The sequence below is a fragment of the Streptomyces sp. NPDC049585 genome, assembly GCF_040675615.1.
GTDB classification, from domain to species: Bacteria; Actinomycetota; Actinomycetes; order Streptomycetales; family Streptomycetaceae; genus Streptomyces; species Streptomyces luteosporeus.
Genome location: NZ_JBFAPE010000010.1, coordinates 169,670 through 183,286, shown reverse-complemented (window position 1 = coordinate 183,286; position 13,617 = coordinate 169,670). Strand labels below are relative to the sequence as shown.

General features: G+C 67.0%; 11 protein-coding genes. 10 read left to right on the top strand and 1 reads right to left on the bottom strand.

The window, feature by feature from the left end:
• The first annotated feature begins 93 nt into the window (after positions 1–93).
• The 7 genes from AB0K17_RS14320 to AB0K17_RS14290 all read left to right on the top strand — a co-directional run bounded on the left by AB0K17_RS14320 (position 94) and on the right by AB0K17_RS14290 (position 6,862).
• Positions 94–843, top strand: coding sequence for a hypothetical protein (locus AB0K17_RS14320; protein WP_365983125.1), 750 nt, complete (start codon positions 94–96; stop codon positions 841–843).
• A gap of 149 nt (positions 844–992) precedes the next feature.
• On the top strand, positions 993–2,513 hold the full coding sequence (locus AB0K17_RS14315; RefSeq protein WP_365983124.1) for a trypsin-like serine protease: 1,521 nt from the start codon (positions 993–995) through the stop codon (positions 2,511–2,513).
• Positions 2,514–2,727: 214 nt separating this feature from the next.
• Positions 2,728–3,690, top strand: coding sequence for a VCBS repeat-containing protein (locus AB0K17_RS14310; protein WP_365964305.1), 963 nt, complete (start codon positions 2,728–2,730; stop codon positions 3,688–3,690).
• 175 nt (positions 3,691–3,865) lie between these two features.
• On the top strand, positions 3,866–4,753 hold the full coding sequence (locus AB0K17_RS14305; protein ID WP_365964306.1) for an FG-GAP-like repeat-containing protein: 888 nt from the start codon (positions 3,866–3,868) through the stop codon (positions 4,751–4,753).
• Between the two features lie 117 nt (positions 4,754–4,870).
• Positions 4,871–5,743, top strand: coding sequence for a VCBS repeat-containing protein (locus tag AB0K17_RS14300; protein ID WP_365964307.1), 873 nt, complete (start codon positions 4,871–4,873; stop codon positions 5,741–5,743).
• A gap of 83 nt (positions 5,744–5,826) precedes the next feature.
• Entirely contained in the window at positions 5,827–6,672 is an 846-nt protein-coding gene (locus AB0K17_RS14295; RefSeq protein WP_365964308.1) for a helix-turn-helix transcriptional regulator, read from the top strand.
• The gene (locus AB0K17_RS14290) at positions 6,656–6,862 is read left to right on the top strand and encodes a DUF397 domain-containing protein (RefSeq protein WP_365964309.1); all 207 of its coding nucleotides are present in this window, start codon (positions 6,656–6,658) and stop codon (positions 6,860–6,862) included. The genes AB0K17_RS14295 and AB0K17_RS14290 overlap by 17 nt, the downstream gene beginning before the upstream one ends.
• 60 nt (positions 6,863–6,922) lie before the next feature.
• Here AB0K17_RS14290 and acnA read toward each other — a convergent pair whose 3' ends face one another.
• The gene (gene acnA / locus AB0K17_RS14285) at positions 6,923–9,637 is read right to left on the bottom strand and encodes an aconitate hydratase AcnA (RefSeq protein ID WP_365964310.1); all 2,715 of its coding nucleotides are present in this window, start codon (positions 9,635–9,637) and stop codon (positions 6,923–6,925) included.
• A 305-nt stretch (positions 9,638–9,942) separates the two neighbouring features.
• Between acnA and AB0K17_RS14280 the strand changes: the two genes are divergently transcribed.
• From AB0K17_RS14280 to AB0K17_RS14270, 3 genes are all read left to right on the top strand, one after another.
• Complete coding sequence (locus tag AB0K17_RS14280; protein ID WP_365983123.1) at positions 9,943–11,013, top strand: methyltransferase; 1,071 nt, start codon at positions 9,943–9,945, stop codon at positions 11,011–11,013.
• Positions 11,014–11,225: 212 nt separating this feature from the next.
• Positions 11,226–11,792 carry a Uma2 family endonuclease gene (locus AB0K17_RS14275; protein ID WP_365964312.1) on the top strand — a complete coding sequence of 189 codons (567 nt, stop codon included), beginning with the start codon at positions 11,226–11,228 and terminating at the stop codon, positions 11,790–11,792.
• 134 nt (positions 11,793–11,926) lie between these two features.
• The gene (locus AB0K17_RS14270; protein WP_365983122.1) at positions 11,927–13,456 is read left to right on the top strand and encodes a UDP-N-acetylglucosamine 1-carboxyvinyltransferase; all 1,530 of its coding nucleotides are present in this window, start codon (positions 11,927–11,929) and stop codon (positions 13,454–13,456) included.
• Positions 13,457–13,617: the final 161 nt, after the last annotated feature.

Below are 13,617 nucleotides of genomic sequence, written 5' to 3'. Positions count from 1 at the left end.
GGGGGTCGTACAGGTCTCTTCTTGATCATATCCCCTCAAACCATGCACAGGTCAACTGACCCCGCTGCGCTACGGAGTCATCGCAATGTGTGCATGATCATAGGGCTCGAAACCGTCGGGATGGTATCTTTCAGGCCAGGCCGCCTGGGGGCGGACATGCCCCGCTTGCCGGACACCAAAGGTCAACCACGCTTACCCACCCAAGACCCACAAGTGGTATCAGTGCACCCCGAGCTGGAGTTAGGCTGCCCGACCGTCGCAACGGCGACTGCCGACGCCGCCCGCCTGTTCGGTCAGACCATGCACAATAAACCGCTTGACCGGTTTCATATTCTGAGGGGACTATCCATGCGGCTGCATGCCCGCATCTTGATCACCGGGTTTATCACCACGATCGCAGCGCTCGCCGGATCCGCCACAGCGACAGCAGAGGGAACGGATGGGCAGAGCTCAACGGTCGAGTATTTGGACTACCCCCAAGCGGAGAAGATTTTCCAGGAGCGCGGCATAAAGCTCAAGCGCGGCGACGGACACATCACTCTTGTGGCTTGCGGCAGCCGGCCGGGGCTCATCGAGATCTACGCACGTGCGATGCAGAATCTCGACCCAGTCGGTGGGGGGAAATACTGCTTCCGAGTGACCAGCAAAAGCGGCTATCTGAGCATGGAAGTACCTCGTGTGTACGGCGCCATGGGAAACGATTATGACGTAACCCTCAACATGGCAACCGCCGATGAGCAGAAGCCCTTCAAGCTGAACAAGGGTGCATGGACCCCCGTCGGAAAGTCAGCGGATGAAGCAAACCGCGAGTTTACCCTTCTGGAAATCGTGGCCAAGAAGTAGCCGATACCAATCACCGTACGACCGCCCCAGCATTTATCTACTTCTCAAGGAAAGCGATGTCCGGTAGAAATCAACGAGCTGCATGGGTAGCAGGGTTCCTGGCAACTTCGGTCACCGTCGGCCTATTCGCTGGTTCCCCAGCTCAGGCTGTGGTGGGTGACGAGGCCAAGGATGGCCAGTACCCTTTTACCGCAAAGCTTTACATCGGCGACGGCGCGCGGGCATGCTCCGGCGCCTTGGTGGACCCGCGTTGGGTGCTGACCGCTGCCAGCTGCTTTGCGGAGACCCAAGGAAGCAAGATCACCGCCGGCGCACCCAAGATGAAGGTGAAGGTCGCCGTAGGGACTGCGGACCTTTCGGAACGGGACCCCGTGATGGCGGCCGAACTGGTCCCTCACGAGAATCGTGATCTGGTGATGGTCCGGTTGGTTCGTTCACTTGCAGACAAGTTCGGCTCCGCGCTCAATCCGCCGATCAAGAACTCGCAGCCAATCTCCATCTCTGCAACTCCCCCCACCCAGGGGGACACTCTGAAGGTCAGTGGGTTCGGTCGAACCAGCGACGAGTGGGCACCCGAACGAATGCACGCAGCCGGCTTCTCCGTCGACTCGGTGCAGGGAGGAAGCTTCACTCTCAAGGGCAAAGACCAGGCCGCGAGTATTTGCCCAGGCGATGCCGGCAGTCCCGCCTTTCGAGAGAAGGACGGGCGGTATGAGCTCGTCGGTATAAACGTCTCGTCCTCACAGACAGGCTGCTTTGGTTCCGCGACCAACGGCGACAGCAAGGCAACCGAAGTCCGCGTCGACGACATCAATAGCTGGGTACAACGGGTCCGTATGGCATCGATGTACAGATCTGCCACCGACCTCGTCGCTTCGGCTGACTTCAATGGTGATGGGCGTTCCGATATAGCGGGAGTCCTCGACGACGGCAAGCTGTACGCGTTCTACACGGCTGCAGACGGCAAACTGGAATATGGACGTACACTGTGGCGGCAGCCTGACCCGAATTTGATTCTGGCGCAGAAGATCATCGGCGGCGACTTCAACGGAGATGGTAAGGCAGATGTCGCTGCCTTGACCAAAGACGGCCACCTGCTTCTCTATCCGGGGACCGCGGAAGAGTCGCTGGGCACTCCGATCGACATGTGGAAGGACGCCTCCTGGGGCGGGATGGCGCATATCGCCCGTTTCAAGGCCGACAACTCCGGCCGGGATGGGGTGATTGCAGTTGCCAAGGACGGTTCACTGTATGCCTACCGGTCTGCGCCCGACGGCAAGCTCCTTGACTCAAGGCGCGAAATGTGGCGCGACAAGACCTGGTTCAAGAAGCAGATCACCACTGGTGACTTCAACGGCGACGGTCGTGATGACATCGCAGCCGTAGCAAACGATGGCGCATTGCACTTGTATCGAGGCAATGCGAAGGACATGTTCGACGACGGCACCTACATGTGGCGCGACAACACCTGGGATGCTTTCCAGACCATCGTGGGTGGCGACTTCAATCGGGACGGCAAGAGTGACGTGGCTGCTCTAAGAGGGGCGCCGCGACCGGAGGGCCCCCACATCCCCACTACTGACGGCAGGGCCGTAGATCTGTTCCTCTACCCCGGCCAGTCGGACGGCACACTCGGGGAACGCAGCCTCATGTGGCCGATCAACGCATAATTCGATACTGCCTTAGTCCTTGAGGGAAGGTTTCGGAGCCCCGTCGCCCTGACGGGGCCCCGAGTTTTCTCCCTGCTGGCAGCATGCCAGGCCAAGGCCATCAGGGGGCATGCACTGAAGGCGGCTGTACAACGGGCCATCTGAAAAGATCAAGGGGAACCCCGCACCGTTCCTCTCGGACGTTGCGTCTCGCCACTTTTTCAAGGAGCACTTCGTGGCCCACACTTCCGGCCGTAAGGGCGGACGCGCCCTCTCGCGCCTCACTGTCACGGCGATAGTCGCAGCCCTGACCAGCATCACGGTGGGTACTGCCGTCGCTGCAGGGCCGGCCTCCCTGCCGGCCAGGACAGCCGCCAAGGCCGCCGGGAAGGCGGTCGCCGCGCAGCCCAAGGCGGTACCGCGCAACGGCGTCACCGCCCTCCGTTCCGTCGCCGAGCCCACGGCCGAGGCCCCTCTCTACAAGCTGTTCGCCGCCGACAACGCGGGCTACCTCTACGCCTATAAGCCCAATGGCACGGGCAACTTCGAGGATGCCGAGTACGTCATCAACGGGTGGCAGTACATGACCGCCGCCATACAGGTCGACCACGACCGCAACGGCGTCTCCGACGGGCTCTACACCCGGGAGACGGACGGCTCGCTGTGGTTCAACGACAAGGACCTCAACGAGAAGCGTATCGGCGGCGGCTGGGACATCTACGACCGTCTGCTGTCCGTCGGTGACGTCGGTGGTGCCGGCGAGTCCGACATTCTGGCCCGGGACAAGGCCGGAGTCCTGTGGGTCTACCTGGCGCACCCGGACGGCACTCTCAGTGACCGCTTCCGTGTCGGCCGGGGATGGGACCAGTACACCGACATCGTCGGCAAGGGCGACCTCAACGGTGACGGCAAGGCCGACATGCTCGCGAAGGACCGCAACGGCGACCTGTGGTTCTACAAGGGCACCGGCGACTACAAGGATCCCTTTGCCAGCCGGGTGAAGGTCGGCGGCGGCTGGAACACGTACAACATGCTCGTCGCCACCGGCGACGTCGATCGCGACGGTCGCAGCGACCTGCTCGCGCGCGACAAGTCCGGCGTCCTGTGGCTCTACCGCGGCAACGGCAACCAGACCGACCCCTTCGAGAACCGCACGAAGATCGGCGGTGGCTGGGACCAGTACGTCACGATGTACTGACCGGCATCCCGACCTGCTCACGGGCCGCGTCCCCGCTTCGGGGGCGCGGCCCTGCGCGCAGGGCCGGACCTACCCCGGGTGGGTGGCAGGTCTCAAGAGGGCCCATGTAATGATCTGGACGAAAACGCGACAACAAACGACTGTTTCGCGTCACTTTCTTCTTCAGGAGCACTACGTGGCCCACACCTTTGGCCGTAAGGGCGGACGCGCCCTCTCGCGCCTCACCGTCGCGGCGATAGCCGCGGCTCTCACCGGCGTCCTGGCCGGTACCGCCCAGGCCGCCCCCTCGCCGGACTACCGGCCGACGCCCGCCGCACCGCTCTTCCCGCTGTACGCGACGAAGTCGACCGGTGAGGTCTTCCTCTACGAGCCCAGCGGCCAGGGCGGCTTCGGGGACCGTGAGCGGGTCGCCGAGGCCGACTCGCGGGACGTCACCGCCCTGGTGAACGTCGACCACGCCCAGAACGGGTACTACGACAGCGCCTATTTCCGGTCGCCCGACGGCACGATGCACTACGTTCCCGCTGCCAAGAGCGACACGGACGACCCCGATCCCGTCCGGATCGGCAGCGGCTGGAACATCTACGACCGCCTCCTGTCCCCCGGCAACCTCGGCGGTACCAAGGAGGCCGACCTCCTCGCCCGCGACAAGTCGGGTGTGCTGTGGCTCTACCTGGCCCGCACCGACGGCACGCTCGGCGACCGCATCCGCGTCGGCGGTGGCTGGGACACGTACACCGACATCGTCGGCAAGGGCGACCTCAACGGTGACGGCAAGGCCGACATGCTCGCCCGGGACCGCAACGGCGACCTGTGGTTCTACAAGGGCACCGGCAACACCGGCGACCCCTTCGCCAGCCGCGTCAAGGTCGGCGGCGGCTGGAACATCTTCGACAAGCTCGTCGCCACCGGTGACGTGAACCTGGACGGCCGCAGCGACCTGCTCGCCCGCGACAAGTCCGGCGTCCTGTGGCTGTACAAGGGCAACGGCAAGCAGACCGACCCCTTCGAGAGCCGCGTGAAGATCGGGCCCGGCTGGGGCCAGTACAACGACCTGTTCTGATTTTCCGGTCCCGACGGACGGAACACCTGGGCCGCATCCCTGACGGGGTGCGGCCCCCCGTCTTGTCGGACCCGTGTGCAAAGATCCTGAAACCAACTCACAGAAGGAGTACGCACCATGACCAGGAGTCCCGGCCGCAGGCACAGACGTACGCTCTCGCGCCTCGTCACCGCGGCGATAGCCGCCGCAGTGGTCGGCACCACCGCCGGAACCGCCACCGCCGCGCCCGGCGAGGCGCGGGCAGAGTCTCCCCACTTCCCGCTGATGGCCGCCAAGAGCAACGGTGAGCTCTACAGCTACTGGCCCGACGGCCGCGGCGGGTTCGAGGACCCGAAGAAGGAGACGGACAACTGGCGGTACATCACCGCCGTCACCCAGGCCGACCTCAACCAGGACGGCTGGCGGGACAGCCACTACTTCCGCACGCTCGACGGCGTGCTGCACCTCACCGTGGGGGGCAAGACCAAGGAAGACGTGGTCCACACCCGGATCGGCGGCGGCTGGAACATCTACGACCGCATCTTCAACCCCGGCAACCTCGCCGGCGCCAAGGAGCCCGACCTCCTCGCGCGTGACCGCGACGGCGTGATGTGGCTCTACCTGGCGTACCCCGACGGCACGCTCACCGACCGCGTCCGCGTGGGCGGCGGCTGGGACCAGTACACCGACATCGTCGGGCGCGGTGACCTGAACGACGACGGGCGTACGGACGTCCTCGCCAAGGACCGCAACGGCAATCTGTGGTTCTACAAGGGCACCGGCGACAAGAACGACCCGTTCAAGAGCCGCGTCAAGGTCGGCGGCGGCTGGGACATCTACAACACCCTCGTCGCCACCGGTGACGTGGACTACGACGGCCGCAGCGACCTGCTGGCCCGCGACAAGTCCGGCGTCCTGTGGCTCTACCGGGGCAACGGCAACGAGACGGACCCGTTCGCCAACCGCACGCGGATCGGCGGCGGCTGGGACCAGTTCGTCAACCTGTTCTGAGACCGACGGGGCCGCGCCCTCCTTCGAGGGTGCGGCCCCGATTCGCCCTACGGGCCGGGTCCCTCGGGGCTACGCTCGGCGAAGTGAGCAAGCCCAGCAGCATGGACCCGTTCAGTGACGCCCGCGCCTTCTACGGCGCGGAGCTGCGCCGCCTGCGCGAAGAAGCCGGACTGACGCAGGATCGGCTGGGCGAGCGGGTCTTCTGCTCCGGCTCGTACATCGGCCAGTTCGAGTGCGCGATCAGACGGCCGCAGCTGGAGCTGTCGAAGATGCTGGACGGCGTGCTGGGCAGCGGTGAGCACTTGCAGCGGCTGTGCCGGCTGGCTCGGACGGCAAAGGTGGCCGACTACTTTGCGGACGCCGCAGAGCTCGAGCAGCAGGCGAAGACGATCTGCGAGTACGCACCGGTGTTCGTGCCCGGCGTCCTGCAGTCCGAGGCCTACGCGCGGGGACTCATCCGCGAAGCACAGCGGTTCGCACCGCAGCAGGTGGTCGACAAATTCGTCGGAAACCGGCTGGAGCGCGCTCAGTTGCTGGACGGTCCTACGGCGCCGGTCTTCTGGGCGATCCTTCACGAGACGGCACTGCGCGTGCCCATCGGAGGCCCCGCCGGGATCGGTGAGCAGCTTGCCCACCTCGCTGCCATGGTGCATACACGGCCCAACGTCGTGTTGCAGGTGATGCCGTTCGCCGCCGGGGCGCACCCGTTCCTGAACACCATGGTGTCCTTGATGCACTTCCATGACGCCCCACCGGTCGTCTACACCGAAAGCGCCTACACCGGCCAGCTCGTCGAGGACCCGGCTCTGGTCGCCCAGTTCCAATGCGCCTACGATCTGGCCAGGGCTGCCGCACTGTCGCCGGCGGCTTCCCTGTCCATGATCGAGTCGGTGGCAAAGGAATGGGCGACACATGAGCACCGCACCTGACTTAAGCACGTGCTGGCGCAAGTCCTCGTACAGCAATGGTGACAACGGTAGTTGTCTCGAGGTTGCCGACGGCATCCTCGGCATGGTGCCCGTCCGGGACAGCAAGACCACCCCCGGGGGCCCCGTCCTCCGCTTTCCCACCGCCGCCTGGGCCGGCTTCGTCCGCGCCCTCAAGCGGCGCGACGCGTGACGCGAAGGGCCGCACCCCGTTGCGTACGGGGTGCGGCCCTCGCCGCGTCAGCGGTGCCGCTTACTTGCGGATCAGCGAGCGCAGCACGTACTGCATAATGCCGCCGTTGCGGTAGTAGTCCGCCTCACCGGGGGTGTCGATGCGGACGACCGCGTCGAACTCCACGCCGGTGTCGGTGGTGACCTTGACCGTGCGCGGGGTGGTGCCCTCGTTGAGCTCGGTGACGCCGGTGATGGAGAAGGTCTCCTCGCCGGTCAGGCCGAGGGAACCGGCCGAGGCGCCCTCGGGGAACTGCAGGGGCAGCACGCCCATACCGATGAGGTTGGAGCGGTGGATGCGCTCGTAGGACTCGGCGATGACGGCCTTGACGCCCAGCAGCGCGGTGCCCTTGGCGGCCCAGTCGCGCGACGAGCCCGAGCCGTACTCCTTGCCGGCCAGGACGACCAGCGGGATGTTCTGCTCGATGTAGTTGCGCGAGGCGTCGTAGATGAACGACACCGGCGCGTCGGGCTGGGTGAAGTCGCGCGTGTAGCCGCCCTCGGTGCCCGGCGCGATCTGGTTGCGCAGGCGGATGTTGGCGAACGTACCGCGGATCATGACCTCGTGGTTGCCGCGGCGGGAGCCGTAGCTGTTGAAGTCGCGGCGCTCGACGCCGTGCTCCGTGAGGTACTTGCCGGCCGGGGTGTCGGCCTTGATGGCACCGGCCGGGGAGATGTGGTCGGTGGTGACCGAGTCGCCCAGCTTGGCCAGGACGCGGGCGCCGGTGATGTCGGTGACCGGGGCCGGGTCCATGGTCATGCCCTCGAAGTACGGGGGCTTGCGGACGTAGGTGGACTCGGCGTCCCACTCGAAGGTGTTGCCGGTCGGGATCGGCAGAGCCTGCCACTGGGCGTCGCCCGCGAAGACGTCGCTGTAGGACTTGTTGAACATGTCCTCGCCGATGGCGTTCGCCACGACGTCGTTGACCTCGGCCTCGGACGGCCAGATGTCCTTGAGGTAGACCGGGTTGCCGTCCTGGTCGGTGCCCAGGGCGTCCTTGGTGATGTCCACCTTCATGGAGCCCGCGAGGGCGTACGCGACGACCAGCGGCGGGGAGGCCAGGTAATTCATCTTGACGTCGGGGTTGATCCGGCCCTCGAAGTTGCGGTTGCCGGAGAGCACCGAGGTGACGGCCAGGTCGTGGTCGTTGACGGCCTTGGAGACCTCCTCCGGCAGCGGGCCGGAGTTGCCGATGCAGGTGGTGCAGCCGTAGCCGACGAGGTTGAAGCCGACCTTGTCGAGGTAGGGGGTCAGGCCCGCCTTGTCGAAGTAGTCGGTGACGACCTTCGAGCCCGGGGCGAGGGTGGTCTTGACCCACGGCTTGCGGGTCAGGCCCTTCTCGACCGCCTTCTTGGCCACGAGCGCGGCGGCGACCATGACGTAGGGGTTCGAGGTGTTGGTGCAGGAGGTGATCGCGGCGACGGTGACGGCGCCGTGGTCGATCTCGTAGGTCGAGCCGTCGGGGGCGGTCACGGTGACCGGCTTCGACGGGGCGCCGGTGGAGATGGCCGGGGCGTCGGAGGCCGGGAAGGACTCCTTGCCCGCCTCGTCGACCTCGTCGACGTAGTTGCGGACGTCCTGCGCGAACTGCGCGGCGGCCTCGGCGAGGACGATGCGGTCCTGCGGGCGCTTCGGGCCGGCGATGGAGGGGACGACCGTGGAGAGGTCGAGCTCCAGCTTCTCGGAGAAGTCCGGCTCGGCGGCCGGGTCCAGCCACAGGCCCTGCTCCTTGGCGTACGCCTCGACGAGCGCGACCTGCTGCGGGGAGCGGCCGGTCAGGCGCAGGTAGTTCAGGGTCTCGTCGTCGATCGGGAAGATCGCGGCGGTGGAGCCGAACTCCGGCGACATGTTGCCGATGGTGGCGCGGTTGGCCAGCGAGGTGGCGGCGACGCCCTCGCCGTAGAACTCGACGAACTTGCCGACGACGCCGTGCTTGCGCAGCATCTCGGTGATCGTGAGCACCAGGTCGGTGGCGGTGGTGCCGGTGGGCAGCTCGCCGGTCAGCTTGAAGCCGACGACGCGCGGGATGAGCATGGAGACCGGCTGGCCGAGCATCGCGGCCTCGGCCTCGATGCCGCCGACGCCCCAGCCGAGGACGCCGAGGCCGTTGACCATGGTGGTGTGCGAGTCGGTGCCGACGAGGGTGTCGGGGTAGGCCTGGCCGCCTCGGACCATGACCGTGCGGGCCAGGTGCTCGATGTTGACCTGGTGGACGATGCCGGTGCCCGGGGGGACGACCTTGAACTCGTCGAAGGCGGTCTGGCCCCAGCGCAGGAACTGGTAGCGCTCCTTGTTGCGGCCGTACTCCAGCTCGACGTTCTGGCCGAAGGCGTCGGGCGTGCCGAACTTGTCGGCGATGACGGAGTGGTCGATGACCAGCTCGGCCGGGGCCAGCGGGTTGATCTTCGCCGGGTCGCCGCCGAGCTCCTTGACGGCCTCACGCATGGTGGCGAGGTCGACGACGCAGGGCACGCCGGTGAAGTCCTGCATGATCACGCGGGCCGGCGTGAACTGGATCTCCTGGCTCGGCTGGGCCTGGGAGTCCCAGCCGCCGAGCGCGCGGATGTGGTCGGCGGTGATGTTCGCGCCGTCCTCGGTGCGGAGCAGGTTCTCCAGCAGCACCTTCAGGCTGTAGGGAAGGCGCGCGGAGCCCTCGACCTTGTCCAGCCGGAAGATCTCGTACGACTCGTCGCCCACCTGCAGCGTGCTGCGGGCGTCGAAGCTGTTCGCCGACACGACAGTCTCCTTCATGCATGAAATCGCGTACTGCGGCCATCCTGCCGCTCACACGCCGCGCTGATCCGCTAAGGTGAGCCTTAGTTAGGGTCGCCTTACTGGAGCGGCAGCGGTACGCCTCTCGGCAAATATCTCGATGTCGAGATAACTCTAGTACATGGCGGCCTCGCGGTCATGCCCGGATGGGCCGTGCGGGGCGCGACGCCCGGTTTACGGGCCTTTCGGCCGGTTGACTCCGCCTCGACCCGCCTGGAGGATCAAGCAGCAATCCGGACCGGACTCTTCCAGAAGAGGAGAGAACAGGCATGACGGAATCCGCATCCGCCGGCTTAGGCACCCCCGACGCCGGCACCGACGACGGCCGCCGCGCGATCATGCAGTGGGTCTTCGGCGCACGCGCCACCGAGACGGTGGCCCTCGCCGTGAGACTGGGCCTTCCCGACGCCATCGGCGACGGCACGGCACGGGCCGAGGACCTCGGCCGCAGGCACGGCTTCCCACCACGACAGATGACCCGGCTGCTGCGGGCCCTGGCCAGCCTCGGGCTGTGTACCGAGCCCTCCCCCGGCACCTTTGCGCTCGCCCCGGCCGGGGCGCTGCTGCGCAAGGACCACCCCGACTCGCTGTACGACTTCGCGCGCTTCCACACCGCGCCGCAGACGCTGCAGCCGTGGACCCGGCTGGAATCCAGCCTGCGCAGCGGCCGCACGGCCTTCGAGGAACACTTCGGCGTACCGCTGTACCAGTACCTCGCCGGCGAACCGGAACTGTCGGCCGTCTTCAACGCGGCCATGAGCCAGGAGACCCACCGCACGGCGCAGACGCTGCCCGGGGCGTACGACTTCGGCCGGTTCCGCACGGTCATGGACGTCGGCGGCGGCGACGGAACGCTCCTGGCCGCCATCCTCGGCCACCACCCGGCCCTGGAGGGGGTGCTCTTCGAAACCGTCGAGGGCGCGGCCCAGGCGGCGGACACCTTCAAGACCGCCGGGCTCGACGGCCGCGCCACGGTCGCCACCGGCGACTTCCTGGCGAGCCTGCCGCAGGGCGCCGACCTGTTCCTCATCAAGAGCGTCCTGCACAACTGGGACGACGAACACGCCACCACCATCCTGCGCAACTGCCGCGCCGCAATGCCGGCGCACGGCCGGGTACTGATCGTGGAGGTGGTCCTGCCCGAGAAGGCGGCCCCGGACGACGCCGCCGAACTCGACCCGTACCTGAAGGACCTGCAGATGCAGGTCCTCGTGGGCGGCCGCGAACGCACCCGGACCGACTTCGACCAGCTGTGCACGGCAGCGGGCCTGACGGTCACGGACGTCGTCCCGCTGCCCCCGCACATCGGCTTCTCCCTGATGGAGGCGGCGCCGAACTGATCGGGCCGCACCCTGTCCATGCGGCCGGCGGGCTCGGCCCGCCGGCCGCCACGGCGCGGACACGGGCACGGGCCGCCGGGCAGTATGTGGGCTAAGCGAGTGCGGTTCACCTGTTCGAGTGGCGGATCGGCTCAAGCCCGCCGATTCCGGGACTGATTGCTGTAGACCCGTGGAGTCGTCATGCTGCAGTCACGACGCCCGCAGGAGGAGCCATGAGCACGCAACCGATCGACTCCGGACCGCACACGTACTCAGCCGACGACCCCGAATCCGCGCTCAAGTACGCGATCCAGCACATCCAGGGAGACCGTGTGCAGATCGTCGAGGGGGTCATCCAGCCCATGTCGCCGACCTGGGGGCACGAGAAGGCGATCACCAAGATCCGCAGGCAGGTGGATCCCACGGCCGACAAGCTGGGGTGCGTCATCGGCGCCGGCAATGTCGACCTCCCGGGCACCCCCAACTGGTTCGTGCCGGACCTGGCAGTCATCCCCGAAGAGCTCGAGGAGGCCGAAGCCGTCACCCCCGACCAGACGCTGCTGGTCGTCGAGGTCACCTCCGACTCCAACGGCGACACCGACCGGGTCGTCAAGCGTCGCCGCTACGCCGAGTACGGCGCACCGCTGTACCTGCTCGTGGATCGCCAGGAGCGCTCCTGCACCCTGTTCAGCCGACCGGGCCAGCTCGGCTACACCGCGGTACGCGGCCCCCTCCCGTTCGGTGCCCCCATCCCCCTCCCCGAGCCCTTCGGACTCGAACTGGACACCACCGAGTTCTGAGCCTCTGTCGCCGCCTCTTCGCAATCGTTGCCGTCTTCCGCGCATTCCTTCCCCTGCCTCCGGATAGCCGAAGAAGACGTGGAAGACCCATGGCGTGCACGGCGAAAATCTCATATCTGAGATACGGTCTGCTTATGACAGATGCCTACCTCGGCCGCATCGGCAAGCTCATCCGCGATGCCCGCCAGCACCGTGGCTGGACTCAGTCGCAGCTTGCGGACGCTCTCGGGACCAGTCAGAGCGCGGTGAACCGCATTGAGCGGGGAAATCAGAACATCAGTCTTGATATGATCGCCCGCATCGGGGAGGCGCTCGACAGCGAGATCGTCTCGCTCGGGTACGCCGGGCCGATGCATCTGCGGGTGGTCGGCGGGCGCCGGCTGTCCGGGGCCATCGACGTCAAGACCAGCAAGAACGCCTGCGTGGCACTGCTGTGCGCGACGCTGCTGAACGCCGGCCGCACGACGCTGCGGCGCGTGGCGCGGATCGAGGAGGTCTACCGGATCCTCGAAGTGCTCGGCAGCATCGGTGTGCGCCACCGCTGGATCAACGACGGCAACGACCTGGAGATCGTGCCGCCGGCCGAGCTGGACCTGGCAGCCATGGATCTGGAGGCGGCGCGCCGCACCCGCAGTGTGATCATGTTCCTGGGGCCGCTGCTGCACCGGATGGACCTGTTCAAGATCCCCTACGCGGGCGGCTGCGACCTGGGCACCCGTACGGTCCAGCCCCACCTGACGGCGCTGCGCCACTTCGGGCTGGAGATCACGGCCACGGACGGCATGTACCACGCGCGGGTGGATCGTTCCGTCGCCCCCCAGCGCGCCATCGTGCTGACCGAGCGCGGCGACACCGTGACCGAGAACGCCCTGCTGGCCGCCGCCCGGCACGACGGCGTGACCGTCATCCGCAACGCCAGCTCCAACTACATGGTCCAGGACCTGTGCTTCTTCCTGGAGGAGCTGGGCGTACGGGTGGAGGGCGTGGGCACCACGACGCTCACCGTGCACGGCGTGGCCACCATCGACCGCGACGTGGACTACGCGCCGTCCGAGGACCCGGTGGAGGCCATGAGCCTGCTGGCCGCGGCCGTGGTGACCGAGTCGGAGCTGACGATCCGCCGGGTACCGATCGAGTTCATGGAGATCGAGCTGGCCGTGCTCGAGGAGATGGGCCTGGACCACGAGCGCAGCGCCGAGTACCGGGCGGACAACGGCCGCACGCGACTGCTGGACCTCACGGTGCGGCCCTCGAAGCTGCGGGCGCCGATCGACAAGATCCACCCGATGCCGTTCCCGGGCCTGAACATCGACAACGTCCCGTTCTTCGCGGCCATCGCCGCCTCCGCCCAGGGCCAGACCCTCATTCACGACTGGGTCTACGACAACCGCGCCATCTACCTCACCGACCTCAACCGCCTCGGTGCGGACGTCAAGCTCCTCGACCCGCACCGGGTCCTGGTGGAGGGCCCCACCCGCTGGCGTTCCGCCGAGATGATGTGCCCGCCCGCCCTGCGGCCGGCCGTGGTCGTCCTGCTGGCGATGATGGCCGCCGAGGGCACCTCCGTGCTGCGCAACGTCTATGTCATCAACCGCGGTTACGAGGACCTGGCCGAGCGCCTGAACTCCGTGGGCGCCCAGATCGAGACCTTCCGCGACATCTGATGAGCGCATGCCGCCGCACCACGTCCGCCCTGCGACGGAGCGGGTCGGGAAGGGGTGCGGCGGCGGTGACGGGCACGACGGCCGCGTCGACCGCGTCGACCGGCCGCCCTCCACGCGAAATCGCCCCCCGGGGTGGCTGTCCTTTCGGCTAGTGCCGACTG

Bases quoted from the DNA above. Each gene is read 5' to 3' on its own strand.
- AB0K17_RS14320 (WP_365983125.1), top strand. From the start codon at position 94: ATGATCATAGGGCTCGAAACCGTCGGGATGGTATCTTTCAGGCCAGGC.
- AB0K17_RS14300 (WP_365964307.1), top strand. From the start codon at position 4,871: ATGACCAGGAGTCCCGGCCGCAGGCACAGACGTACGCTCTCGCGCCTC.
- AB0K17_RS14290 (WP_365964309.1), top strand. From the start codon at position 6,656: ATGAGCACCGCACCTGACTTAAGCACGTGCTGGCGCAAGTCCTCGTAC.
- AB0K17_RS14280 (WP_365983123.1), top strand. From the start codon at position 9,943: ATGACGGAATCCGCATCCGCCGGCTTAGGCACCCCCGACGCCGGCACC.
- AB0K17_RS14275 (WP_365964312.1), top strand. From the start codon at position 11,226: ATGAGCACGCAACCGATCGACTCCGGACCGCACACGTACTCAGCCGAC.
- AB0K17_RS14270 (WP_365983122.1), top strand. From the start codon at position 11,927: ATGACAGATGCCTACCTCGGCCGCATCGGCAAGCTCATCCGCGATGCC.